Raw genomic sequence first — 25101 nt, 5'->3', positions numbered from 1 at the left:
CTGCCCTGGGTGGTCCCGGACGCGAATAGGGTGAAACGCGATCACCGGTCGTTCGGCAGGAAGGACGTGAGGCACACGTGAGGTGGTTGCAACACGGGGTCATCGATCACGGCCGCCTGCCGCTGCTGTGTTTCCTGCTGGGGCTGTTGGCGGGGTTCCTCCTGATCCGCCTCAGCGTCAGGATGATTCGCGCAGACGTGAAATGGTGGCCGGGAAACATCACGCCCGGGGGTCAGCACATCCACCACGTCGTGTTCGGAATCGTGCTGATGCTGCTGGCGGGGATCGGCTTGATCGCGGTGTACGTCGACGGTTCCGAGCCGGTCGGCGCGGCGTTGGCGGCGATCTTCGGCATCGGCGCCGCTCTCGTCCTCGACGAGTTCGCGTTGATCTTCTATCTCCGTGATGTCTACTGGTCCGAACAGGGCCGCACGTCGGTGGACGCCGTGTTCGCGGCAGTGGCGTTCACCGGCCTGCTGCTGCTCGGCTACCACCCCCTGGAGTTGCTCAGCCCGGCCGACTTCCGGGCCGATCCCGACCCGTGGGTGCGCGGCACCCTGGCGGTGTTGGCCCTGGCCAATCTCGCGCTCGGTGTCATCGTTCTGCTCAAGGGCAAGATCTGGACCGGACTGCTCGGGCTGTTCGTCCTGCCGATCCTCGTTCTGGCCGCAGTGCGGTTGAGCAGGCCGAGCGCACCGTGGGCGAGGTGGCGCTACACCACCAGGCCGAAGAAGATGGAACGCGCTCTGCGCCGAGAGAAGCGGTGGCGACGGCCGATCATCCGGGCCAAGATCTATCTCCAGGACGCGATCGCCGGGAAGCCGAGCATCGTGCACGCACGCGAGGCCACCGAGGACGAATTGGCGCGGACGGTCCTACCTGCGCCGATGGCGAGCGAGACGGCGTCGAGCCGAGAAGCGCCGATTTCGTCGAACGCCTGATGGTCTGGCACAATGGTCGGGTTGCCTCTAGCAGGCACGGACCTCACTCGGAGTACGAACCAGTCGAGCCGTTGCATCAGCGAGCCGCTCGGTTCCTCTACTCATGCGCAGAACGCAAGGATGGCACAACCGATGAACACTCTGGACTTTCTCGACAATCAGTCGCTGCGTAGCGACATCCCCGATTTCCGCCCCGGCGACACGCTGAACGTGCACGTCAAGGTCATCGAAGGCTCGAAGGAGCGCATTCAGATCTTCAAGGGCGTCGTCATCCGACGTCAGGGCGGTGGCGTTCGCGAAACGTTCACGGTCCGCAAGGTCTCGTTCGGCGTCGGCGTCGAGCGCACCTTCCCGGTGCACAGCCCCAACATCGCGCAGTTCGAGGTCCTCACCCGTGGTGACGTCCGTCGCGCCAAGCTCTACTACCTCCGCGATCTGCGTGGCAAGGCCGCCAAGATCAAGGAAAAGCGCTGACCGGTTCCGCCCGGACACATCAGTTCACACCATGCCGCGTTGCCCGTCAGGGCGACGCGGCATGGTGCTTTCCACCCGCTGCCGTCCCACGTTTCTCCCGGCCGGCGAGCGGATCGACAGCCGCGAACCGCCCATGCGCACACCGTCCGGCCGTGCGGGCGACGGTTCCGGCTAACCTGATCACGTGACGCAGTCCCCACAGGATCCAACCGACGAGCCCGACGACGAGTCTTCACGGAAGAAGCGTCGGGAACGCAAGCCCCGATCGTTCTGGCGTGAGCTTCCCATCCTCATTCTGGTAGCGCTGGTACTGAGTTTCCTGCTCCAGACATTCGTTGCCCGGGTCTATCTGATCCCGTCCGAATCGATGGAGCCGACGCTGCATGGCTGCACCGGCTGCACCGGTGACCGCATCGTGGTGGAGAAGATCGGATACCGGTTCGGCGACCCGAAGCCCGGCGACATCGTCGTCTTCCGCGGCCCGGATTCGTGGAACGACGAATTCGTGTCACAACGGTCCGACAACGCGGTGATTCGGGGAGCACAGGAAGTCGGCTCGCTGATCGGCGTCGTCGCTCCCGACGAGAACGATCTGGTCAAGCGCGTCATCGCCACCGGCGGTCAGACCGTCGAATGCTGCGACGACCAGGGCCGAGTCCTCGTCGACGGACAGCCGTTGGACGAGCCGTACATCCAGATGGATTTCCCGTTCACCCCGGGGACGATGACGTGCGACACCGAGTTGAAGTCCGGACGGTGCTTCGACCCCGTCACCGTGCCGGAGGGCAACATCTGGGTCATGGGTGACAACCGGAGCAACTCGCGGGATTCGCGGTATCACGTCACCGACGAGCTCACCGGCACCGTTCCCCTCGACAACGTGATCGGTAAGGCCGTGTTCATCGCGCTGCCGCCGTCACGAACCGGCATCCTTGATTCTCCCGACATCCAGGGTCGATGACTTCGACCCCCAGGCGTGCGCCGCGTGCGCGCGCAACTCTGACTCGGTCGTCGTGGCCGCCGCGTCCGGTCATCCGACGAGCGGCAGGCCTACGGACGATGGAATCGGCGCTCGAGCGCAACGGTCTCGGACCGGTCGCTGGAGTGGACGAAGCGGGACGAGGAGCATGCGCCGGTCCACTGACCGTTGCGGCGTGTGTTCTCGGTGCGCGGGCTCATGCCGCTCTCGCGGACCTAGACGATTCGAAGAAGCTGACCGAGCGACGACGCGAGGAACTTTTTCCCAAGATCCAGAGGCTGGCACTGGCATGGAGCGTGGTGTCGATCGATGCGGCCGAGATCGACCGCATCGGAGTCCACGTGGCGAACATCGAGGGAATGCGACGCGCGGTTGCCGGGCTCGGCATGACCCCGGGCTACGTACTCACCGACGGCTTTCGAGTACCCGGTCTTCCGGTACCGTCGTTACCGGTGATCGGCGGCGACGCCACCGCGGCGTGCATCGCCGCGGCGAGCGTGCTGGCGAAAGTCTCTCGGGATCGATCGATGGTGAAGATGGACGAGTCGATTCCCGGCTACGGATTCGCCGTGCACAAGGGGTACAGCACGCGCGCACATTCCGCCGCGATGATCGCCCTCGGCCCGAGCTGCGAACATCGAATGTCCTACGCGAATGTCGCAGCGGCGGCCGCAGGGCTCTCTCGTGACGCCGTCGACGCCCTGGGGCGAATGGACTGCGGCGACGCCGGTACGCGATGATTGCAGTTCACGCCCGACTGGAGGATGAAAGAAACCGATGAGTGCCGAAGATCTCGAAAAGTACGAAACCGAGATGGAGCTCTCGCTGTATCGCGAGTACCGGGACATCGTGGGTCAGTTCAACTACGTCGTCGAAACCGAGCGTCGGTTCTATCTGGCGAACTCCGTCGAACTCATTCCGCACAACGCCGACGGTGAAATCTACTTCGAATTGCGAATGTCCGACTCGTGGGTGTGGGACATGTATCGCCCCGCCCGATTCGTCAAGCATGTCCGCGTGATCACCTTCAAGGACGTCAACATCGAAGAGTTGGACAAACCAGATCTTCGCCTGCCGGAATAGTTCTCCTCGTCCGACGGTGCGGCGTGGCCGAGCCGCCCGAACATCGGGCTCGAGTGGACGTGCCGCACATCCGGCTCGGAGGGACGGGCTGCGAACCGCCTGATTCGAATCGGTCGTCGAAGTTCCGATCGTATTGCCGGACGAAAAGCTGGACACCCGGCCAAATCGGTCCGCATGTTCTGTTTCTGTGTTCGATGTCCCGAAGATTTGTTCTGCGTCGAACGGTGCAGGTGGGTAGTGCAGGTGAAAACGATTGCGCAACAGGGTTATTCGATATCAGCGATTACTCACTCGAAAAGCCGTCGAATTTCTGCACCGATATTCGTCGATTCGACACGTCGCGAAACGCTTGCAGTTCTTTGCGTGAAAACGAGAATGGGTGGTAGAACTTGAATATCACATCCCCCAGACGTGTAAGAGGTACGAGATGGCACGCAAGACACTTGTGCAGATGATCGACGATGTAGACGGTTCGGTCATCAAAGAAGGCCAAGGTGAATCCATCGAATTCGGCATCGGTGGAAACCAGTACCGCATCGATTTGAATCTCAAGCATGCGAACGAATTGCACGAACAGTTGGCATTCTGGATCGAGCATGCCGAGAAGATTTCCGGCCGCCGCACCCGTAAGGGCGGCGCTGGAGCAGCACCGGTTCGCGGCAAGGTCGATCTGCAGGACATTCGAGCGTGGGCGCGCGAGAACGGCCACGAGGTCAGTGCCCGTGGCCGCATCAGCCAGGATGTACAGGCGGCCTACGAGGCTGCTCACTGACCGTCCTTCTCGAACCGAGGCGCGAGGTCTCGGCACCGTTTTCGTATCGGTACTTTCGCCGTCGTACCGATACACCGCATCAGCTCCGTCCGAATCCGGACGGAGCTTTTTGCTTGTCGGGTCTGTTCTCGGCCGTGCTCGAGCCCTAGCACGGCCGTCCGACACAGTGGGCAAATCGCCGCTGATGATCGGACCGTTGTTCCCCAGCCGAACAGTTGTCCACAGGGCAATCGTCCACCTGCGCTTTCTTCGCTATTGCTCTTCCGGGTCGTGCCACCGTCGAGACGACCGAATCGACCGCATTGCGCGGTCGGAGAGTGGAGGAATGGCGGACATGGCAACCAACCAGGAACTCGGTGCGCGCGGTGAGGAACTCGCGGTGCGCTATCTCGAGGACATCGGCCTGGATGTGGTCGAGCGGAACTGGCGGCATCGAACCGGTGAACTCGACATCATTGCGCGCGAGGGCGAGACAGTGGTGTTCGTCGAAGTGAAGACCCGATCGGGAATCGGATACGGAACGCCCGCCGAAGCGGTGACGTACGCGAAACGGACGCGGATCAGAGGGCTCGCGCTGCGGTGGCTTTCTCTGCAGCAGGGACCGTGGGTGCAGATCCGCTTCGACGTGATCGCGATAGTGGTCGGTCCGCACGACCAACCGGTCGTCACGCACGTTCGGTCGGCATTCTGATGCCGCTCGGGAGAGCGCATTCGGTGGCGGTCAACGGGGTCGACGGTGTGCTGGTGGAAATCGAAGCAGATATCGGGCAGGGCCTGCCCGGTACGCATCTGGTCGGGTTGCCCGACACTGCTCTCAACGAATCGCGTGATCGCGTGAAAGCCGCCGTGAAGAATTCGGGTGGCACCTGGCCGGACAGTCGGGTGATTCTCGCGCTGTCACCCGCGACGTTGCCCAAGGGCGGATCGGTGTACGACCTTGCCCTCGCGTTGTCGGTTCTCGATGCCGCGAAGGCGATTCCGCGCGGATGCCTGTCCGACACCGTATTTCTGGGTGAGTTGGCACTCGATGGCAGGCTGCGCGCAGTTCGCGGGGTCCTGCCCGGGGTGCTCGCGGTCAAGAGTGCGGGGTGGCAGCGGGTGGTCGTTCCGCTGCAGTGCCTACCCGAGGCGGGTCTGGTGGACGGAATCGAGGTGCTGGGTGCGGGTTCGCTCGGGGACGTGGTGGCGTGGCTTCGTGGTGAGCAGGCCCTCGAGTCGCCCGTCCCGACCGAATGGCACGAGCAGGCCTACCCGGATCTCAGTGATGTCGCCGGACAGGCCGATGCGCGATGGGCCCTGGAAGTCGCCGCTGCGGGCGCGCATCACATCATGCTGACCGGGCCGCCGGGAATAGGAAAAACGATGCTCGCGCAACGGCTTCCGGGAATTCTCCCGCCGCTGACCGAATCGGAAGCGCTCGAAGTGACCGCCATTCACTCGGTGGCGGGTCTGTTGACCACGGCGCGGCCTCTGATCACGTCGCCGCCGTTCATCGCGCCACATCATTCGACCTCGGTGAGTGCCTTGGTCGGGGGCGGAACCGGAATGGCCAAACCGGGAGCGGTCAGCCGAGCACATCGGGGAGTCCTGTTCCTGGACGAGTGCGCCGAGATGAGCGTTCGAGTACTAGAGGCATTGCGTACTCCGTTGGAGGACGGTGAGATTCGCATTGCTCGCCGTGACGGTGTTGCCAGGTACCCGGCCAGATTTCAGTTGGTTCTCGCAGCCAATCCGTGCCCGTGTGCGCCGGCGCGACAAGTGGACTGTGTCTGCCCGCCAATAGCGCGGCGCAAGTATCTCGGCAAGCTGTCCGGGCCGTTGCTCGACCGTGTCGATCTGCGCATTCAGATGATGGGTGTGGCGACGGGCGCACTGGTCGACGACGTGGGGGAGGGTACGAGCGAGATACGCGCACGCGTGACCGGGGCCAGGGACGCCGCTGCGGAGCGGTGGCGGGAGTTCGGGTGGAGGACCAATGCGGAGGTGCCGGGACCCGCTCTGCGCCAACGATTTCGATTGGCGCGCTCGACACTCGCTCCGGTCGAGCGGGCGTTGCGCAACGGATCGCTCACCGCGCGCGGCGCAGACCGAGCCATTCGGGTGGCGTGGACGCTGAACGATCTCGCCGGCGGCGCGGTCCCCGGTGCCGACGAGGTAGGAGCCGCGTTGGACTTCAGGGACAGGGGAGTGGCATGACACACGACTCGCGACGACTGGCCTGGGCGTATCTCTCCCGCGTGGCGCAGGGCCCGCATCGACCGGTGGTCGATCATGCTGCAGCTCACGGTCCCGAATCGACGGCAGCAGCGGTGCGGGCCGGTGGGCTGGGGGAGCGGCTCGCGGTTCGCGCACACCTCGACACCGCGGCAGCAGACCTCGATCACATCGCTGCGCTCGGAGGCCGATTGATCACCCCGGACGACGACGAGTGGCCGGCGTGGCGCTTCCTCGGATTCGACGGACCGGGTATGACCGCAGGGGTGGACACCTGTCCACCGATTGCATTGTGGGCGCTGGGAACTCGTCCGGTCGCGACGATCACCGAGCGATCGGTGTCCATCGTGGGGACACGCGCATCGAGTCCCTACGGTGATCATGTGACGGCGGAGATATCGTCCGATCTGGCGCTCGACGGCTGGACCGTCATCTCGGGAGCGGCTTTCGGCATCGATGCTGCGGCACATCGAGCGGCCCTCGGAGTCGAGGGAACGACGATGGCGGTACTCGCCTGTGGCGTCGATCGTGCGTATCCAGCGGGCCATTCGCGGCTGTTGCGGCAGATCGCTGCTCACGGACTGGTTCTCAGCGAGTATGCGCCGGGCACGACCCCGGCGAAGCATCGCTTCCTCGCTCGCAACAGGCTCGTCGCGGCACTCGGATCGGCTGTGGTGGTCGTCGAGGCCGGGTGGCGCAGCGGTGCACGCAACACGGCGGCGTGGGCAGCCAAACTGGGCCGTCCGGTGCTCGCGGTACCCGGTCCGGTCACCTCACCCACCTCGACGGGTTGTCATCGCATGATCCGAGAGGGCGAGGCCGTGCTCGTGTCGAGCTCTCACGACGTGGTCGCCGAGGCGGGCGTACTCGGGTCGCCCGAGGAGTCTCGGCCCGAGCTCTTTCGCGAGACCGATGCGCTCTCGGACACTGCCCTGTTGATCTACGACGCGTTGCCGGCGACCGGATCGTTGTCGAGTCGAGAGTTGTCCGAGCACTCCGGTGTGCCGCTGAGCAAGGTGCGTGCATCCCTGCCTGTACTGGAGATGGACGGATTCGTGGCCAGCGACGAGACCGGATGGTTCCGCGTGGTGCGTGGATGAGCGCACCACGACCTCGAGCCCGAACGGTAGGGTGTTAGGTAATGCTTAGTCGATGCATCGGGTATCGGCGTCGTTCGCTCGAAGAGGGGTCCGAAGTGCCACGCAAGAAAACCACCCTGTCCGTCCTGCGCACCGAAGCGCTCACCCCGCACATGCACCGGGTCTACCTGGGTGGGGCCAACTTCGACGATTTCGATGCAATCGACGAGACCGACGCCTACGTCAAGTTGTTCTTCGGGACCGACGACGAACCGATCATGCGCACGTACACCGTTCGGTCGGTCGACACCGGCGCGCGGGAAATCGCCATCGATTTCGTGGTGCACGGCGACGAAGGAGTCGCCGGGCCGTGGGCCACTCGGGCGAAGCCGGGAGACGAGATGTCGTTCTACGGCCCGTCCGGCGGGTACGCCCCGCGCCCCGACGCGGACTGGCACCTGTTCGCCGGCGACGAATCGGCGATTCCGGCGATCTCGGCTGCCGTCGAAGCGCTTCCGGAAGACGCCGTCGCCAAGGTTTTCATCGAAGTTGCCGACCGGCACGACGAGATCTACATGGAGACGCTCGCCGTCGTGGATGTGACCTGGGTCCACCGAGGTGCGTCCTCGAACGAGGTCGGAGACGACCGGGCCGGAGACAATGCGCCGTTGATCGCAGCGGTGAAGGAAACGGAATGGCTGCCCGGGCAGGCGCAGGTCTTCGTGCACGGAGAAGCGCAGGCCGTCATGCACAACATCCGGCCCTACATCCGCAAGGAGCGGGGGGTCGGTGCCGAATGGGCCTCGATCTCGGGTTACTGGCGTCGCGGCCGAACCGAGGAGACGTTCCGAGTGTGGAAGCGCGAACTCGCACAGGCCGAATCCGCAGTCGACGCCTGATCCCACGACGAACCACCTCCGACGGCGTGTCCGGTTGTCGCCCGGCCTGCCGGCGCTCAAGCTGAGTCGATGACCGATTCGCTGCCGCCGCACCTCGAGATTCACGTCGAGGAATTCGCCGAGCACCTGCGACTCAGTCGAGAGCGATCGGAGCACACCATCCGGGCCTACGTCTCCGATGCGCGTTCCTTGCTCGCGCACTTCGCGGAGTCCTCTCCGGATGCGAGCATCGCCGACCTCGACCTCCGCGCGGTGCGTTCGTGGTTGGCCACGCACTCTGCAGCCGGCTCGGCCAGAACGTCGATGGCGAGGCGAACCTCGTCGGCGAGGACCTTCGGGAAGTGGCTCGAGCGGGTGGGAGCGGTGACAGCAGCGCCGGCGGAACGCCTGGCCGGCCCGGCCGGTCATCGCACATTGCCCGGTGTTCTTCGCCACAGCCAGGCGGCGCAGGCCTTGGCCGCTGCCGAATCGGGTGCCGCGGAGCTCGATCCCATCGCGCTGAGGGACAGGGCCATCGTGGAACTGCTGTACGCGACCGGGGTGCGGGTGGGGGAGCTGTGCGGACTCGACGTCGACGACGTGGACACCGATCGCCGCCTGATTCGCGTCATCGGCAAGGGCAACAAGGAACGCTCGGCTCCGTTCGGTGCGCCGGCGGCACATGCAATCGAGAACTGGCTGGTCAGCGGCAGACCCGAACTGGTCTGTGATCGATCCGGTGCGGCCCTGCTGCTGGGACGTCGAGGTGGACGGCTCGATCAACGGCAGGCCAGAACGGCGGTGCACGCGGTACTCGAGACCGTCCCCGGTGGTCCCAGCCTCGGTCCGCACGGCCTACGTCACACAGCGGCAACTCACCTCCTCGAGGGAGGAGCCGATCTGAGAGTGGTGCAGGAGCTGCTCGGTCACGCGTCGTTGGCGACCACCCAGATCTACACTCACGTGTCGGTCGAACGGTTGCGGGCCGTGCACGATCAGGCGCATCCCCGAGCCTGAGCCGAGCGTCGGCGGCACAACGTTTGGTAGCGTCGTGTCCGACTGACGACACCGAATACGGGGGACCGTGGACCGCGACCGACCGCAAGGTACTTCGGAGACGTGGTCCATGCATGTCCGTAACGGCTCTTCCGCCGACCGACGGAGTCCCGACGGTCGGTCGGACGACGCACGCGACACCGGCGACAGGCCCGTATCGTCGGATTCGATGTCCGCACCTCGCTCGACTCCTCGGCAGCCACCACCGTGGCAGACACCCGACTCGGGCGACCGGCAGCCCCTGCCGCCGCGGTACAACCCTCCCGTGCCGCTCGAGCCCGGGCCACCTCCGGTGCAGCCGGACCGGTATCTGCCGGCACCGCCGTACACCGAGGATGCGCGAACGCAGCCCGATCGATGGTCGCCGCAACCGTGGTCGGGAGCGCCCAACGCCTACCGCCCCAACAGTCAGGAGCTGGGCGCGGATTCGTTGCTCAAGCGCCCCAAGCGAGCGTCGAGCTCGGGCTGGCGGCGCGGGGTGCACCGGCTCACCGGCGGGGTCATCAGCCCCGGAGAATCGACGGCCGAAGAGCGGTACCGAAACCAGGTCGAACGCATTCGGCAGCCGGTGCTCGGCGACTACCGGATCGCGTTCCTCTCGCTCAAGGGTGGTGTCGGCAAGACAACGACCACGCTGGGCCTCGGCTCGACTTTCGCGTCCCTGCGCGGAGATTGCGTCATCGCTGTCGACGCAAATCCCGACTTCGGCACTCTGGGGGAGCGAGTTCCGCGTCAGACGTCGTCGACCGTGCGAGATCTGCTGGCCGCGGCACCGCACATTCGTCGCTACTCCGACATCCGCGAGCACACCTCGCAGGCACCGAGTCGACTCGAGGTGTTGGCCGGCGAACGCGACCCCGCCGCGTCGGAGATGTTCGGCGAGCAGGACTACCGCGCCGTCATCGACATGCTGCAGGTGTACTACAACCTGATCCTGACCGATTGCGGTACCGGGATCATGCACTCGGCGATGAACGGGGTGCTGCAACTGGCGAACGCGCTGGTTCTGGTCAGCTCGCCTGCGGTCGACGGTGCTCGCAGTGCTGCCGCGACGCTGGACTGGCTGGAGCTGCACGGCTACGGCCATCTGGTCGAGCGCACCGTGGTGGTGATCAGCTCGGTTCGCCCGGGTTCGTCGGCGGTGGACATGAACTTGTTGCAGCAGCACTTCCTCGAGCGCTGTCGCGCCGTGCTGGTGGTTCCGTTCGACGAACACCTCGCAGAGGGAGCCGTGGTCGATCTGGACCAGTTGCGTCCCCAGACTCGAAGCGCGTTCGTCGAACTCGCTGCCATGGTGGCCGACGACTTTCCCGCGGCGTCCGGCAGACACTCCGGCCCACAGCGCTGACGATCATCTGCCGTCCTCGTCGAGCGGTTTCAACCTGATCGGACTCACGCGCACCAACGCCGTGGGATCGAGATACTCGCGGCCACGTCTGACGCCCCAGTGCAGACACGTCGACGGACAGCTCTCGTGCCCCGACGCCAACGAACCCAGCACGGTCCCTCGCCGAACACGCGCGCCGGCGGCAACCGAGGCCACCACCGGTTCGTACGTCGATCTCAGTCCGCCCGGATGGTCCACCGATACGACGGGCTTTCCCGCGACCGACCCGGCGAACACCACGGTGCCGTCGGCGACGGCCAGTACCGATCGGCCTTCCGGTGCGGCGAGGTCGACACCGCGATGGCCGGGCAGCCAATTCTGTTCCGGGCGGTCGAAGGGGGTGACGACCTGCGGCCTCGGCTGCAGCGGCCAGGCGAATGCGCCCTGCTGTGCCGATGCGACCGGCGTCGAGAGTGCAACCGCGGTCGCGAGGCACACCGCGAAAGTGCGGCGCGGGAGGCAGACGTTCACCCGTCGACCATCTCCTGGATCGGGCCGACCGAACGACCGTGGAGGAGATTTGTGGACAAGGGATTTCTTTGTCCACAGGTCTCGGAAACTCTTGACAGACGGGCCTGGTTATGACGGGGGCGATGGCAGGTCTACACTCGTACTGCGGCCTGTGCGTGCACGGGTCGACTTCGCGCGTCCGCTTCCATCGCATCGTCTGCCTTGCGCAGAATCGACGATACGAGAACCGGTTGTCGGCGGTCCCGAGATCTTCGTGATGTCGGGTCCGGCAACTTCAGCGGCCGCCAGGGCAGAGGTCACCGACACTCTGCGTCAACCGCACCATCGAAAGAGAGTTCTTCAGCCATGGCTGTAGTAACAATGAAGCAGCTGCTCGACAGCGGCACACACTTCGGACACCAGACCCGTCGCTGGAACCCGAAGATGAAGCGATTCATCTTCACCGACCGCAACGGCATCTACATCATCGACTTGCAGCAGACTCTGACCTTCATCGACAAGGCCTACGAGTTCGTCAAGGAGACCGTCGCCCACGGTGGCACGGTTCTGTTCGTCGGTACCAAGAAGCAGGCGCAGGAGTCCATCGCCGCTGAAGCAACTCGCGTGGGTATGCCCTACGTGAACCAGCGCTGGCTCGGTGGCATGCTCACCAACTTCCAGACGGTCCACAAGCGTCTGCTCCGCCTCAAGGAGCTCGAGGCCATGGAGCAGACCGGTGGCTTCGAGGGTCGCACCAAGAAGGAAATCCTCATGCTCACGCGTGAGATGACCAAGCTGGACCGCACCCTCGGTGGTATCCGGGACATGGCCAAGGTTCCCTCGGCCATCTGGATCGTCGACACCAACAAGGAGCACATCGCCGTCGGCGAGGCGCGCAAGCTGAAGATCCCGGTCATCGCGATCCTCGACACCAACTGCGATCCCGACGTGGTCGACTACCCGATCCCGGGCAACGACGACGCCATTCGTTCCGCAGCGCTGCTGACCAAGGTCGTTGCATCCGCAGTGGCCGAGGGTGTGCAGGCCCGCGCGGGTCAGAACACCGCGTCCGACGCCAAGCCCGAGGTCGGCGCAGGCGAGCCCCTCGCCGAGTGGGAGCTCGAGCAGCTCGCACAGGCTTCACCGGCAGCCGACGCTCCCGCAGCGGAGGCCCCGGCAGCAGAGGCTCCGGCCGCCGACGCACCGGCAGCAGAAGAAGCACCGGCTGCAGAAGAAGCACCGGCCGCTCAGGCTTGATCGAATTCGGTCCCGGTTCACCCTCAGGGGTGGGCCGGGGCCGCTTCGGTATGTCAGGGTTGTGATCGGTCCGGCTCAGTTGCGAGCTCGTCGATCACGCCCTGAGAACAGCATTTTTCGTCAACGCCCGTACCCAGACTTTTGAGGAGGCTCGCCCACGATGGCGAACTACACTGCCGCCGACGTCAAGCGGCTCCGTGAGCTCACCGGCTCCGGAATGATGGACTGCAAGAACGCGCTCGCCGAGAACGACGGCGACTACGACAAGGCCGTCGAGTACCTGCGTATCAAGGGTGCCAAGGACGTCGGCAAGCGCGCCGAGCGCAACACCGCCGAAGGCCTCGTCGTCGCCGAGGGTGGAGTGCTCGTGGAGATCAACTCCGAAACCGACTTCGTGGCCAAGAACGACGAGTTCCAGACGTTCGCCGCGTCCGTCGCGTCGACGGCTGCAGCAGGCAAGCCTGCCGACGTCGACGCCCTCAAGGCGCTCGACCTGAACGGCAAGACCGTCGAAACGGCTCTGAACGAGCTGTCGGCCAAGATCGGCGAGAAGCTCGAACTGCGCCGCGTCGTGTCCTACGACGGCAACACCGCGACGTACCTGCACAAGCGCAGCGCGGACCTGCCGCCTGCCGTCGGCGTGCTGGTCGAGTACACCGGTGATGGCGATGCCGCGGGCGATGCTGCGCGTGCCGCCGCGATGCAGATCGCGGCCCTCAAGGCCAAGTACGTCACGCGCGACGAGGTCCCCGAGGATCTCGTTGCCGCCGAGCGTCGCATCGCCGAGGAGACCGCTCGCGAAGAAGGCAAGCCGGAGCAGGCACTGCCGAAGATCGTCGAAGGTCGCGTCAACGGATTCTTCAAGGACGTCGTTCTCACCGAGCAGAAGTCGGTGCAGGACGGCAACAAGACCGTCAAGGCCATTCTCGACGAGGCCGGCGTGACCATCACGCGCTTCTCACGGTTCGAGGTCGGTGCCAGCTAGTCTGCGTACCGGTTCGGTCGAGGCGATGCCGTTCATTCGATTCCATCGAGTGGGCGGCATCGCTCGTGCGCGGGGCAGGTGGGTGTGCATGCAGGAGCCCTGTCCATCGCCCGGGCCTCGATAGGGCAGGATGATCCAAGAGGAAACCGTAGTGTTCGACGAGTACCGAGGAGAGCTATGACCGATCCGGCCCCTGACCGTCCCGGGTTCCGCCGCGTGATGCTCAAACTGGGTGGGGAGATGTTCGGAGGCGGCCAGGTCGGTCTCGATCCGGATGTCGTGAACAACGTTGCCGAACAGATCGCCGAGGTGGTGGCCACCGGGGTTCAGGTCGCCGTGGTGATCGGTGGTGGCAATTTCTTCCGTGGTGCGGAACTGCAGCAGCGCGGCATGGACCGGTCTCGCTCGGACTATATGGGCATGCTCGGTACCGTCATGAATTGTCTTGCGCTGCAGGACTTTCTGGAGAAGCAGGGCGTCGCCACCAGGGTGCAGACGGCGATCACGATGGGTCAGGTCGCCGAGCCGTACCTTCCGCTTCGCGCGCGACGGCACCTGGAGAAGGGGCGCGTGGTGATCTTCGGAGCCGGCATGGGCATGCCGTACTTCTCCACCGACACCACCGCTGCGCAGCGTGCCCTGGAAATCGGTGCCGAGGTGTTGTTGATGGCCAAGGCAGTCGACGGCGTGTACTCGGCCGATCCGCGCCTCGATCCCGATGCGACGATGTTCGACACCATCACGCATCGCGAGGCCATCGAACAGGGACTCAAGGTTGCCGACGCGACGGCCTTCAGTCTGTGCATGGACAATCAGATGCCGATGCTGGTGTTCAATTTGCTGATTCAGGGAAATATTGCTCGCGCTGTGTCCGGTGAGAAGATCGGCACGCTGGTCACGTCGTGATCGTTGCCGACGGTGACGCGAGCGAATCGAAGACGAAGACGATGGAGGACAGATCGTGATTGACGAAGCTCTCTTCGATGCCGAAGAGAAGATGGAAAAGGCCGTATCGGTTGCGCGTGACGATCTGTCCTCGATTCGCACCGGACGTGCCAACCCCGGAATGTTCTCTCGCATCGTCATCGAGTACTACGGTGCTCCGACGCCGATCACTCAGCTGGCCAGTATCAGCGTTCCCGAAGCGCGCCTGGTGGTCATCAAGCCGTACGAGTCCAGTCAGCTCGGACCGATCGAGACCGCTATTCGCAACTCGGACCTCGGCGTCAATCCCACCAACGACGGCAACCTCATTCGGATCGGAGTTCCGCAGCTCACCGAGGAACGTCGTCGCGAATTCGTCAAGCAGGCCAAGGGCAAGGGCGAGGACGCAAAGGTGTCGATTCGCAACGTCCGCCGAAAGACGATGGAAGAGCTCAAGCGGATCCAGAAGGACGGCGAGGCAGGCGAGGACGAGGTCGTCCGCGCCGAGAACGATCTGGACAAGACCACTGCGAAGTACACCGCCTCCGTCGACGAACTCGTCAAGCGCAAAGAGGGCGAGCTGATGGAGGTCTGACTCGACCTCGACAGCTGCTTTTTCACGACGGACGACGATGAATTTCGAGGAGATGACGACAGTGGTGGGACCGGATCGGCAGGAGGGCAGCGGTACGCCCGCAGCCTCGTCCGGTGTCGCCGCAGCGAAGTCCGCCGGGAAAGCCGGCCGTAATCTGCCTGCCGCGATCGGCGTCGGCGGCAGTTTGGGTATCGGGTTGATTCTCGTGCTCGTGTTCGTCCCGCTGGTGTGGATCGGTGTCGTTGCGGTTGCGTTGGCCGTCGCGACGTACGAGGTGTCCAAGCGCCTGCGTGAGGGCGGTGTGCTGGTTCCGCGCATCCCACTGATTCTCGGCGGTCAGGCCATGATCTGGCTGGGCTGGCCGTTCGGGGCGGTCGGCGTACTCAGTGCCGCGGTCGGAACCGTCGTGGTCTGCATGGTGTGGCTGCTGCTGCGCCAAGGATTCGGCACAGCCCCGAAGAACTACCTCGAAGAACTCTCCGTGACCGTCCTGGTGGCCTGTTGGCTGCCGCTCCTGGCCTCGTTCGCCGTTCTGATGGTGCTGCAGGACAACGGCGCAGGACGCATCCTGGTGTTCGTGATCGGTGTCGTCTGTTCGGATGTCGGCGGTTACATCGCCGGTGTGTTGTTCGGCAAGCACCCGATGGCACCGGCCATCAGCCCGAAGAAGTCTTGGGAAGGGCTCGTCGGGTCTCTCATCTTCTGCATCATCGGATGTCTGCTGACCGTCACGCTCATTCTCGAGGCCAACTCGCTGATCGGCATCCTTCTCGGTCTGGTGCTCGTGGTGACCGGCACGTTGGGCGATCTGATCGAGTCGCAGGTCAAGCGTGATCTTCGCATCAAGGACATGGGCACGCTGCTGCCCGGCCACGGCGGCATCATGGACAGGCTCGATTCGCTGCTGCCCTCGGCTTTCGTGGCATGGCTCGTGTTCACCGTGCTCCTCTGAGCGGACTGCTGTCCGGCGTGCGCAGTGATGTCACCGGGGTGATTCCCAGCCCGAACATCTGGAATTGGCCGCACCTGTACGAGGCGGAGAACCGCGCTCAGGACGTCGACGGTGCTGTGTTCGATGCGATCAGGTCGGTAGCGGACTGGACAGCGAGGACGGTCGTCGATGTCGGCTGCGGAAGCGGCTTTCATCTTCCGGTGTTCGCGGCCGACGCCGAACGAGTACTGGGCATCGAGCCGCACGAACCACTGGCCGACGCGGCGAGAAGGCGAGTCGCGGGCCTCCCGAACGTCGAGGTGAAGACTGCGCGGGCGGATTCCCTCCCGATCGGCGACGGCACCGTGGACGTCGTCCATGCGCGCACCGCGTACTTCTTCGGACCGGGCTGTGGGCCGGGAATCGTCGACGCCATGCGAGTACTCCGGCCGGGCGGAGCGTTGGTCGTGGTGGATCTGGACGCGACCGCTTCGCCGTACGGGGACTGGATGCGGGCGGATCTACCGCACTACGACCCGTCGACGGTCGAGGCGTTCTTCGAGGCACAGGGTTTTGCGCTCACCCGCGTCGACACGAGGTGGACGTTTCCGAATCGACGCATGCTGCGCGACGTGCTGGGAATCGAGTTCGGGCCACGCGTTGCGCGCGATGCGGTGAAGTCGGTGGACGGTGTCTCGTTCGACGTGCGGTATCGAGTGCACGTCCGATACAAGCCGACCGGAATCGAGGTGCGGTAGCGAGCCGGTCGGATTCGGCCGAAGCACCTCGACCGCGGGCGTTGTCAGGAGGTGGCGGAGATCCCGAAGATCTCGGCCAACTCGTTGATCTTGAGTGCTTTCGCCAGACGCGGAAGGTCGCTTCCGTCCTTGACGTGCGCTCCGTCGGCACCGAGGGCATCGATGACGTCACGGGCCCACGACACATCCGTCGGTGACGGGGCGAGCTCGCGGTTGACGATGGCAGCCTGCTCCGAATGCATGCACAACTTGCCCGTCATGCCCATGGACAGGGTCAGTGCGGCATCGCGTCCGAGGATGCTGTCGTTGGCCGTCAGCGTCGGTCCGTCGATCGGTCCCGGAATGCGCGCTGCGCGTGAGGAGACGACCAGGCGCGAACGCGGGTACGCCATCGCCAGGGGGTCGTCGCTCATGCCGGTGTCGCGGCGGAAGTCCCCGCTACCGAATGCGAGTCGGAACGTCGAATCCGCGCGGGCGATCTCCGTGGCGGCTTCGAGGCCCATCGCCGACTCCACCAGTGCCAGGATCGGGGTGCCGGGTGCCAGGCGAGCAGCTGTGGCCTCGACCTGGCCACCACTCTCGGTCTTCGCGAGCATGACTCCGACCAGTCCGGGCAGGCCGGACAACGCGGCGAGATCGTCGGCCCAGTACGAGGTCGTGGCGTCGTTGATGCGGACCCACGCCGAGTTACCTTCACCGAGCCATCGAACGACGGCCTCGCGCGCGGCCGGCTTCTTGGCCGGAGCGACTGCGTCTTCGATGTCGAGGATGACTGCGTCGACTCCCGACGCGACGGCGTCGCCGAAGGTTTCGGGCTTGGTGGCCGGTACGAGCAGCCAGGACCGTGCGCGGTCGGGGGCAACGCCGGATGCCACGGGTGTCTCCATGAAAGTTGTCACGTCATGCTCCTCGAGTGAAGTGGGGCACCCGAAATCCTGATCGATTCAGTCGATCAGCGCCACCTTCTGTGCATAGTGTTCACGGTCCGTGCCGCTACTTCTTCTTCGCTGCGCGTCTGACCTGAAGGATTCGCGCTCCGCCGACCATCGCCATCACCAGTGCGCCTGCGATCGCTGCGAGCAGCATGCTGATGCCCAGTGGCAGATCGAGCTGCCAGGCGAAGATCTGGACGGTGACGGAGTCGAGATTCTGCACGATGAAGACGAGCAGAACGACCAGGACAACGGCTCCGACCACCAGGCCGGTCCACAGCGCAGCGGTGCGGGTGTGAGCGACGTCGGTCGAAGTGCTTGCCTGGGGCTCCGGGGCGAACTCCGGATCCGGTGCCGAACGACCGTCCGAATCCGGCGTCGTGATGGGCGCGAGGTCACCCGAGGCGCTGTGGTCGCCGGGATGAACCGCGCCTGATTTGTCCAGCGATGTCTCGTGACTGTCGTCAGCTCTGGTGGCCATGTCGATGATCCTTCCGCACGTGAAGGCCGAATGCACGCGCATCCGGCCACGACCTCGATACCCATCGGGTAACGGACGGAAACCGGCGCGAATAGGACTGCGAGGCAAACGGGTGGACAATGGAGGTATGAGTGAGGCCGCCGACGCAACGAACACATCGACCGAGCAGAAGAGGCCGAATCTCCCCTTGGTCTTCACCGCCCCACGTCGCGGTATGCCGTCGCGCCACCTCGCCGATCTGGACAGAGAGGGATTGCGCGAGGCCGTGAAGGCACTCGGCCTGCCTGCGTTCCGTGCCGATCAATTGGCTCGGCACTACTACGGCCGGCTCGAAGCCGACACGACGAAGATGACGGATCTTCCCGCCGAGGCGCGAGAGAAGGTCGGAGCCGACCTCTTTCCGACCTTGCTCACGGCGATCAAACATCTGGCGTGTGACGACGGTGACACCCGCAAGACCCTGTGGAAAGCCAACGACGGCACTCTGCTCGAGAGCGTCCTCATGCGTTACCCGGACCGCGCGACGCTGTGCATCTCGAGCCAGGCCGGTTGCGGAATGGCCTGCCCGTTCTGTGCCACCGGTCAGGCCGGTCTGACCCGGAACCTGTCGACGGCCGAGATCGTGGACCAGGTGCGGTCGGCGGCCGCGGACATGCGCGACGGTGTTGTCCCCGGTGGGGAGGGTCGTCTGTCGAACGTGGTCTTCATGGGGATGGGCGAGCCCCTGGCCAACTACAAGAGGGTCGTCGCCGCGGTGCGCAAGATCGTCTCGCCTGCACCCGACGGGCTCGGCCTCTCGCAGCGCTCGGTGACGGTGTCGACGGTCGGCCTGGCACCGGCGATTCGGAAGCTGGCCGACGAAGGGCTGTCGGTGACGTTGGCGGTATCGCTGCACACACCCGACGACGAACTCCGCGACACGTTGGTTCCCGTCAACAACCGTTGGTCGGTTGCCGAGGTGCTGTCCGCAGCGCGGTATTACGCCGACCAGACGGGACGACGGGTGTCCATCGAGTACGCGATGATCAGGGACGTCAACGATCAGCCGTGGCGGGCCGACATGCTGGGAAAGAAGCTGCACAAGGCACTCGGATCCCGGGTCCACGTGAACCTGATCCCACTGAATCCGACTCCGGGCAGCGAGTGGGACGCCAGCCCGAAGCCGGTGGAGCGAGAATTCGTTCGACGGGTGATTGCCCAGGGTGTTTCGTGCACCGTCCGCGACACCCGCGGTCAGGAAATCGCCGCGGCGTGCGGTCAGCTGGCAGCCGAGAACTGAATCGGTTGCTAGCGGGGCTTGCGGCGGACGATCACATCTCGCACGACGAGCCCTACCAGCGTCGCAGCGAAGCCGATCAGCCACAGGTCCTCGACCTTGCCGGTGTGGTTTCCGATCATCATGAACAGCAGGAACGCGGCGACGACGAGGGCGGCCACGCGCATCGCGCGGTTCGACTCACCACTCCAACCCCACTCGGCGGACGGCACGTCCGGCACCTCGTTGCGGGTATCGACGACCGGGTCGTACGAAGCGGATTCCAGTTCGGTATTTGCCACCGGTCGGTCCTCTCGGGTCATGAATTCTCGAAGTCGCTCTTCACGAGGCGTCGAGCCTGCCGCGTTCGGACAATATTGGCATACGACCGTCCGTCGTAGCCATCAGGGTTGTGCGCTCACTCGGCGAGACTGCCGAGTTCGGTGAGAGACTGCGGCGGTGACGTCCGAGCGCCTTCCGCATCCGTTGACCCAGTTTCCGCTGAGCTACCCACGAGACATGGTGGGGTACGGCCGCACGCCGCCGCATGCGCAGTGGCCGGGTCAGGCCAACATCGCCGTCCAGTTCGTCCTCAACTACGAGGAAGGTGCGGAGAACAACGTCCTCGACGGTGACACCAAGTCCGAGACGTTCCTGTCGGAAATGATCGGGGCACAAGCCTTTCCGAATCGCCACATGAGCATGGAATCGCTGTACGAGTACGGCTCGAGGGCAGGCGTGTGGCGAGTGCTGCGGGCGTTCGAGAAAAGAGACCTACCCCTGACGGTCTTCGCCGTTGCGAAGGCCATGGAACGAAACCCGGAAGTGGTTGCCGCCCTGGCCGAACTGGGCCACGAGATCGCCTGTCACGGACTGCGGTGGCTGTCTTACCAGCAGATCGACGCGAACGTCGAGCGCGAGCACATGGCCGAGGCCGTGGCCATCCTCCGGGGCCTCACCGGATCGGCCCCCCTCGGGTGGTACACCGGTCGTGACTCTCCGAACACCCGGTCGCTCGTGGTCGAGCACGGCGGATTCGTGTACGACTCGGATTCCTACGCCGACGATCTTCCCTACTGGGAGAAGGTGACTCGCGGCTCGGACGTGGTCGATCATCTGGTGGTGCCGTACACCCTCGACACCAACGACATGAGGTTCGCCTCGCCGGGCGGCTTCTCGACCGGGGACGAGTTCTACGCGCATCTGCGGGACGCGTTCGACGTGCTCTACGCCGAGGGGGAGAACGGCAGTCCCAAGATGCTCTCGGTCGGACTGCACTGCAGGCTGGTCGGCAGGCCGGCGCGCATCGCCGCCCTCGAACGTTTCCTCGACCACGTTCAGTCCCACGAGAAAGTATGGGTCGCAAAACGAATAGACATCGCCGAGCACTGGCGCGCGGTACACCCACCCGTGTCCTGATCGAGGTCTCGGGTCAGTGCGGCGACCGACACTGCGTTTCCAACGCACTCAGGTAGCGGTCGGTGAACAGGGCCTGGACCCGCCTGCCCACCGGTCCGCCGAGCCTGGTGTACCAGCGGCCCGGGTTCGAGAACGCGGTGATGTGCGCGGAGACCGTCCCGTCCTCGGGGGAGTAGTCGACGTGGAACAGCTCCTCACCGGATTCGGGATGGCCGTCGAGTGTGCCGTACGCGAAACCCTGGCGGTTGGCTTCGTCGATGACGTAGACGACCCGGCACGGGATGCGGACGGGTCCGAGCGCGAGGACGACCACCGCGTCGGGGACGGCGTGGTCGACGCTGGAGTGAACCTTCAGTCCGGTGCCGCGATGCATGTCCCAGCGCATCAGCGCGTCGGCCGCGGCCACGAAGTCCTCGACTCCGGATCCGATGACCCGTGACGTCTCGACGTGGTGGTAGCCGGCCGGGAGCCTGCCGCTCGTCGCCCCCACATCGGCGTAGTTGAACGGTGCCGCGCGATACTTCGAGACGTCCATGCCCTCCAGCGTGCCAGCTACGGCGACGCATAGGGGTTTCTCAGCCTCGGTAGGCAACAATGGACCGGTGCCAGACCATCGTGAGCGAACGACCTCCTCGGATCGTGCCGAGCCGATTCGTGTGTTGCTGTTGGGGAGCACCGGCTCGATCGGAACCCAAGCGCTCGACGTCATCGCCGCCGACCCCGACCGTTTCGTCGTCGTCGGTCTTGCGGCGGGCGGCGGAAACATCGCCCTCCTTCGCCGTCAGATCGCCGAGACCGGTGTTCGACGTGTCGCTGTGGCCGACCCCGCCGCTGCCGCCGAGCTCGACTTCCCCGGGGTACTGAGTGGGCCCGGTGCGGTGACCGAGCTCGTCGAGTCGACGCAGGCCGACGTGGTGCTCAACGCGTTGGTGGGCTCGCTCGGTCTCGAACCGACGTTGGCGGCGCTGAAGACCGGCGCTCGGCTGGCGTTGGCCAACAAGGAATCGCTGGTGGCAGGCGGCGAACTCGTACTCGCTGCCGCCGCGCCGGGTCAGATCGTTCCGGTGGACTCGGAGCATTCGGCGCTGGCGCAGTGCCTGCGCAGTGGCCACCGGAGCGAAGTGGATCGCCTGATCCTCACCGCATCGGGTGGACCGTTCCGGGGCTGGAGCGAAGCGGAACTGAAGTCGGTGACCCCTGCTCAGGCCGCAGCTCATCCCACCTGGTCGATGGGCCCGATGAACACGTTGAACTCGGCAACTCTCGTCAACAAGGGCCTCGAGCTGATCGAGGCGCATCTGCTGTTCGGGGTGCCCTACGAGAAGATCGACGTCACGGTGCATCGGCAATCCATCGTCCATTCGATGGTCACGTTCGTGGACGGATCCACCATCGCGCAGGCCAGCCCGCCGGACATGAAGCTGCCGATCGGGTTGGCGCTCGGATGGCCGGATCGAGTGCCCGACGTCGCGCGCGCACTCGATTTCACTGCAGCGTTCTCCTGGGACTTCGAGCCACTCGACGATCGAGTCTTCCCCGCCGTACAGCTGGCCCGCGAGGCCGGAATCATGGGCGGGTGCATGACTGCGGTGTACAACGCGTCCAACGAGATCGCCGCCGACGCATTCCTGTCCGGTCGCATCGAATTCCCCGAGATCGTGCACACGGTGCGGTCGGTTCTGAACGACGGCGGCGGGGACTGGTCGGCGGTGCCGACTACCGTGGACGACGTCCTCGCAGCGGATTCCTGGGCTCGCGCACACGCGCGTGAGCTTCTGAAACAGAAGGGCCTCTAGACTCACATGCTGTTCGCTCTGGGTGTGGTGCTGTTCGCCGTCGGCATCGGTGTGTCGATCGCGCTGCACGAGGCGGGACACATGTGGACCGCGAAAGCGCTCGGCATGAAGGTCCGCCGCTACTACATCGGCTTCGGCCCCAAGATCTTCTCCTTCCGACGCGGCGAGACCGAGTACGGGCTCAAGGCGATCCCCGCCGGCGGATTCTGTGACATCGCCGGAATGACGGCGATCGACGAGCTCGCACCGGACGAGGTCGAGCGGGCGATGTACCGCCAGAAGACGTGGAAGCGCATCGTCGTGATGGTCGGCGGTATCGCGATGAACTTCGTGCTCGGCATCGTGTTGGTGTACGCCCTGGTACTCGGATGGGGCACGCCGGATCGGGTGACGCCGCCGACCGTTCGGGTCAGTGACGTCGTGTGTATCGCGCCGACACAGTCCGAGGACGGGGAACTCGCGCCGTGCTCGGGAGCCAGCCCGGCTCAGCAAGCGGGGCTCCGCACGGGCGACGTGGTCACCGCGGTGAACGGTGTACCGGCGCAGTACTGGTCCGAGGTCGTCGAGGCCGTGCAGGCGTCGTCGGGATCGGTCGATCTGACGGTCGAGCGGAACGGAGCGTCGGTCGACCTGACGATTCCCGTGACCGAGGTGCAGCGTTACGTCACCGACCCGGATACCGGAGCCAAGGAGTCGACGACGGTCGGCGCGGTCGGGGTCAGTGGCTCCACGATCGCCCCTCCACCCATTCGATACAACCCGATCGAGGCAGTCCCCGAGACGTTCGCCTTCACCGGAGAGATCTTCGTCCAGACCGGTAAGGCTCTCGTGCAGCTGCCGACGAAGGTGGAGGCCCTGTGGGAGTCGATCTTCGGCGGCGAGCGTGGACTGGACACTCCGATGAGCGTCGTCGGTGCCAGTGTCATCGGCGGTCAGGCTGCCGAGACGAACAACTGGGCGACGTTCGTCGGACTGCTCGCGTCGTTGAACTTCTTCCTCGGAGCGTTCAACATCGTGCCGTTGCTTCCGCTCGACGGTGGCCATATCGCGGTGACCGTCTACGAGCGGATCCGCAACATCTTCCGCAACCGTCGCGGCCTGCCCGACGGTGCGCCGGTGGACTACATGAAGCTCATGCCGGTCACCTACGTGGTGATCGTCGTTTTCATCGGGTTCTCCTTGTTGACACTCACGGCGGACATCGTCAACCCGATTCAATTGTTCTAAGTAGACTCGACAGTCGTAGCTAGGAAAGAAGGCCACTGTGTCCGTGTCAGTCGGATTGGGAATGCCGGCACCGCCGGTTCCAGTACTCGCGCCGCGTCGAAAGACCAGGCAGCTCCAGGTCGGGTCGGTGGGAGTGGGAAGCGACAGCCCCATCTCGGTGCAGTCGATGTGCACCACCAAGACCCACGACATCAACGCCACGCTGCAGCAGATCGCAGAGCTGACGGCGTCCGGCTGCGACATCGTCCGTGTGGCATGCCCCACACAGGAGGACGCGGACGCGCTGTCGATCATCGCCAGGAAGAGTCAGATCCCGGTGATCGCCGACATCCACTTCCAGCCCAAGTACATCTTCGCGGCGATCGACGCCGGTTGCGCCGCGGTGCGCGTCAACCCGGGAAACATCAAGGAATTCGACGGCCGCGTCAAGGAGGTCGCGAAGGCGGCCGGTGACGCGAACATTCCGATCCGTATCGGCGTCAACGCCGGATCGCTGGACCCTCGGCTGATGAAGAAGTACGGCAAGGCGACGCCGGAGGCGCTCGTGGAGTCCGCGCTGTGGGAGGCGGGCCTGTTCGAGGAACACGGATTCGGGGACATCAAGATCTCCGTCAAGCACAACGACCCTGTCGTCATGGTCGCTGCCTACGAGCAGCTCGCTGCACAGTGTGACTACCCGCTGCATCTCGGCGTGACCGAGGCCGGGCCGGCGTTCCAGGGCACCATCAAATCCTCGGTGGCGTTCGGTGCCCTGCTGTCCAGGGGAATCGGCGACACCATCCGCGTCTCCCTGTCGGCACCGCCCGCCGAGGAGATCAAGGTGGGCAACCAGATTCTGCAGTCGCTCAACCTGCGTCCTCGCAAGCTCGAAATCGTCTCCTGCCCGTCGTGTGGGCGGGCACAGGTGGACGTGTACACCCTTGCCGACGAGGTCACCGCAGGCCTGGAGGGCATGGAGATTCCGCTGCGCGTCGCCGTGATGGGCTGCGTCGTCAACGGTCCGGGAGAGGCGCGCGATGCCGACCTCGGCGTGGCGTCGGGCAACGGCAAGGGCCAGATCTTCGTCAAGGGCAAGGTCATCAAGACCGTGCCCGAGGCGCAGATCGTCGAGACCTTGATCGAGGAAGCAATGCGCATCGCCGAGGAATTCGACAAGGATGAGACTGCAGACGGTGGCGCACCGGTCGTGACCGTCAGCTGAGCGGGTTCGACCGGTTCGGTGTCCGGT

Annotated in this window: 28 protein-coding genes; 23 read left to right on the top strand and 5 right to left on the bottom strand. The window is 64.9% G+C overall.

Annotated elements, in window-relative coordinates:
* Positions 1-86: 86 nt before the first annotated feature.
* The 12 genes from CH276_RS18090 (at position 87) to CH276_RS18035 (ending at position 10824) form a co-directional block, all read left to right on the top strand.
* Positions 87-941, top strand: coding sequence for a hypothetical protein (locus CH276_RS18090; protein ID WP_094631839.1), 855 nt, complete (start codon positions 87-89; stop codon positions 939-941).
* 132 nt (positions 942-1073) lie between these two features.
* Positions 1074-1415 carry a 50S ribosomal protein L19 gene (gene rplS / locus CH276_RS18085; RefSeq protein ID WP_027496692.1) on the top strand — a complete coding sequence of 114 codons (342 nt, stop codon included), beginning with the start codon at positions 1074-1076 and terminating at the stop codon, positions 1413-1415.
* Between the two features lie 184 nt (positions 1416-1599).
* Positions 1600-2376, top strand: a complete 777-nt coding sequence (gene lepB, locus CH276_RS18080) for a signal peptidase I (RefSeq protein ID WP_032397798.1) — start codon at positions 1600-1602, stop codon at positions 2374-2376.
* On the top strand, positions 2373-3134 hold the full coding sequence (locus tag CH276_RS18075) for a ribonuclease HII (RefSeq protein WP_082073708.1): 762 nt from the start codon (positions 2373-2375) through the stop codon (positions 3132-3134). The genes lepB and CH276_RS18075 overlap by 4 nt, the downstream gene beginning before the upstream one ends.
* Positions 3135-3171: 37 nt before the next feature.
* Positions 3172-3477 (top strand): DUF2469 domain-containing protein, encoded by a 306-nt coding sequence (locus tag CH276_RS18070; protein WP_008717288.1) that lies wholly within the window; start codon positions 3172-3174, stop codon positions 3475-3477.
* Positions 3478-3904: 427 nt separating this feature from the next.
* Positions 3905-4249 carry a histone-like nucleoid-structuring protein Lsr2 gene (locus tag CH276_RS18065; RefSeq protein WP_045195586.1) on the top strand — a complete coding sequence of 115 codons (345 nt, stop codon included), beginning with the start codon at positions 3905-3907 and terminating at the stop codon, positions 4247-4249.
* A 334-nt stretch (positions 4250-4583) separates the two neighbouring features.
* On the top strand, positions 4584-4940 hold the full coding sequence (locus CH276_RS18060) for a YraN family protein (RefSeq protein ID WP_094631838.1): 357 nt from the start codon (positions 4584-4586) through the stop codon (positions 4938-4940).
* Complete coding sequence (locus CH276_RS18055) at positions 4940-6445, top strand: YifB family Mg chelatase-like AAA ATPase (RefSeq protein WP_045195584.1); 1506 nt, start codon at positions 4940-4942, stop codon at positions 6443-6445. The genes CH276_RS18060 and CH276_RS18055 overlap by 1 nt, the downstream gene beginning before the upstream one ends.
* On the top strand, positions 6442-7563 hold the full coding sequence (gene dprA, locus CH276_RS18050) for a DNA-processing protein DprA (protein WP_094631786.1): 1122 nt from the start codon (positions 6442-6444) through the stop codon (positions 7561-7563). Before CH276_RS18055 ends, dprA begins: the two co-directional genes overlap by 4 nt.
* Before the next feature lie 95 nt (positions 7564-7658).
* Positions 7659-8441, top strand: coding sequence for a siderophore-interacting protein (locus CH276_RS18045; RefSeq protein ID WP_032397803.1), 783 nt, complete (start codon positions 7659-7661; stop codon positions 8439-8441).
* Between the two features lie 69 nt (positions 8442-8510).
* Positions 8511-9437: a tyrosine recombinase XerC gene (locus CH276_RS18040; protein WP_094631785.1), complete on the top strand. Its 927-nt coding sequence runs from the start codon at positions 8511-8513 to the stop codon at positions 9435-9437.
* A gap of 208 nt (positions 9438-9645) precedes the next feature.
* Positions 9646-10824 carry a MinD/ParA family ATP-binding protein gene (locus tag CH276_RS18035; RefSeq protein ID WP_306436634.1) on the top strand — a complete coding sequence of 393 codons (1179 nt, stop codon included), beginning with the start codon at positions 9646-9648 and terminating at the stop codon, positions 10822-10824.
* 3 nt (positions 10825-10827) lie between these two features.
* Here the strand turns inward: CH276_RS18035 and CH276_RS18030 are convergent, their stop codons facing one another.
* Positions 10828-11334, bottom strand: a complete 507-nt coding sequence (locus CH276_RS18030; protein ID WP_094631784.1) for a M23 family metallopeptidase — start codon at positions 11332-11334, stop codon at positions 10828-10830.
* A gap of 345 nt (positions 11335-11679) precedes the next feature.
* On the opposite strand from CH276_RS18030, the gene rpsB reads away from it, so the two are divergent.
* From rpsB to CH276_RS18000, 6 genes are all read left to right on the top strand, one after another.
* A complete protein-coding gene (gene rpsB, locus CH276_RS18025; RefSeq protein ID WP_094631783.1) occupies positions 11680-12570 on the top strand; it encodes a 30S ribosomal protein S2 in 891 nt (296 codons plus the stop codon).
* Positions 12571-12730: 160 nt separating this feature from the next.
* Complete coding sequence (gene tsf, locus CH276_RS18020; RefSeq protein ID WP_032397807.1) at positions 12731-13555, top strand: translation elongation factor Ts; 825 nt, start codon at positions 12731-12733, stop codon at positions 13553-13555.
* A gap of 177 nt (positions 13556-13732) precedes the next feature.
* The gene (gene pyrH, locus CH276_RS18015; protein WP_032397808.1) at positions 13733-14461 is read left to right on the top strand and encodes a UMP kinase; all 729 of its coding nucleotides are present in this window, start codon (positions 13733-13735) and stop codon (positions 14459-14461) included.
* 55 nt (positions 14462-14516) lie between these two features.
* A complete protein-coding gene (frr, locus tag CH276_RS18010) occupies positions 14517-15074 on the top strand; it encodes a ribosome recycling factor (protein ID WP_032397809.1) in 558 nt (185 codons plus the stop codon).
* A gap of 37 nt (positions 15075-15111) precedes the next feature.
* Entirely contained in the window at positions 15112-16026 is a 915-nt protein-coding gene (locus CH276_RS18005) for a phosphatidate cytidylyltransferase (RefSeq protein ID WP_094631782.1), read from the top strand.
* A gap of 38 nt (positions 16027-16064) precedes the next feature.
* Positions 16065-16763, top strand: a complete 699-nt coding sequence (locus tag CH276_RS18000; RefSeq protein WP_254924407.1) for a class I SAM-dependent methyltransferase — start codon at positions 16065-16067, stop codon at positions 16761-16763.
* Positions 16764-16807: 44 nt separating this feature from the next.
* On the opposite strand, the gene CH276_RS17995 is transcribed toward CH276_RS18000, so the two are convergent.
* Together CH276_RS17995 and CH276_RS17990 are read right to left on the bottom strand one after the other, a co-directional pair.
* Entirely contained in the window at positions 16808-17650 is an 843-nt protein-coding gene (locus CH276_RS17995; RefSeq protein ID WP_094631780.1) for an HpcH/HpaI aldolase/citrate lyase family protein, read from the bottom strand.
* A gap of 106 nt (positions 17651-17756) precedes the next feature.
* A complete protein-coding gene (locus CH276_RS17990; RefSeq protein ID WP_032398357.1) occupies positions 17757-18176 on the bottom strand; it encodes a LapA family protein in 420 nt (139 codons plus the stop codon).
* Positions 18177-18303: 127 nt separating this feature from the next.
* On the opposite strand from CH276_RS17990, the gene rlmN reads away from it, so the two are divergent.
* On the top strand, positions 18304-19455 hold the full coding sequence (gene rlmN / locus CH276_RS17985) for a 23S rRNA (adenine(2503)-C(2))-methyltransferase RlmN (protein WP_045195572.1): 1152 nt from the start codon (positions 18304-18306) through the stop codon (positions 19453-19455).
* Positions 19456-19463: 8 nt separating this feature from the next.
* Here rlmN and CH276_RS17980 read toward each other — a convergent pair whose 3' ends face one another.
* Positions 19464-19733 carry a DUF2631 domain-containing protein gene (locus tag CH276_RS17980; RefSeq protein WP_032397812.1) on the bottom strand — a complete coding sequence of 90 codons (270 nt, stop codon included), beginning with the start codon at positions 19731-19733 and terminating at the stop codon, positions 19464-19466.
* Between the two features lie 217 nt (positions 19734-19950).
* On the opposite strand from CH276_RS17980, the gene puuE reads away from it, so the two are divergent.
* The gene (puuE, locus tag CH276_RS17975; protein ID WP_176459324.1) at positions 19951-20850 is read left to right on the top strand and encodes an allantoinase PuuE; all 900 of its coding nucleotides are present in this window, start codon (positions 19951-19953) and stop codon (positions 20848-20850) included.
* Positions 20851-20863: 13 nt separating this feature from the next.
* Here puuE and CH276_RS17970 read toward each other — a convergent pair whose 3' ends face one another.
* On the bottom strand, positions 20864-21385 hold the full coding sequence (locus CH276_RS17970; RefSeq protein ID WP_094631779.1) for a DUF1990 family protein: 522 nt from the start codon (positions 21383-21385) through the stop codon (positions 20864-20866).
* Between CH276_RS17970 and dxr the strand changes: the two genes are divergently transcribed.
* The 3 genes from dxr to ispG are packed head-to-tail and all read left to right on the top strand — an operon-like array spanning position 21384 to position 25074.
* Entirely contained in the window at positions 21384-22646 is a 1263-nt protein-coding gene (dxr, locus tag CH276_RS17965; protein ID WP_441344242.1) for a 1-deoxy-D-xylulose-5-phosphate reductoisomerase, read from the top strand. The genes CH276_RS17970 and dxr overlap by 2 nt on opposite strands.
* Before the next feature lie 6 nt (positions 22647-22652).
* Positions 22653-23873: a M50 family metallopeptidase gene (locus CH276_RS17960; RefSeq protein WP_094631778.1), complete on the top strand. Its 1221-nt coding sequence runs from the start codon at positions 22653-22655 to the stop codon at positions 23871-23873.
* A gap of 37 nt (positions 23874-23910) precedes the next feature.
* Entirely contained in the window at positions 23911-25074 is a 1164-nt protein-coding gene (ispG, locus tag CH276_RS17955) for a flavodoxin-dependent (E)-4-hydroxy-3-methylbut-2-enyl-diphosphate synthase (RefSeq protein ID WP_176459303.1), read from the top strand.
* Positions 25075-25101: the final 27 nt, after the last annotated feature.

The organism is Rhodococcus sp. 06-470-2, assembly GCF_002258235.1.
In the GTDB taxonomy this organism is placed as follows: domain Bacteria; phylum Actinomycetota; class Actinomycetes; order Mycobacteriales; family Mycobacteriaceae; genus Rhodococcoides.
Note: the sequence above shows the minus strand (reverse complement) of the source record. Positions and strands in the feature narration are given on the sequence as shown.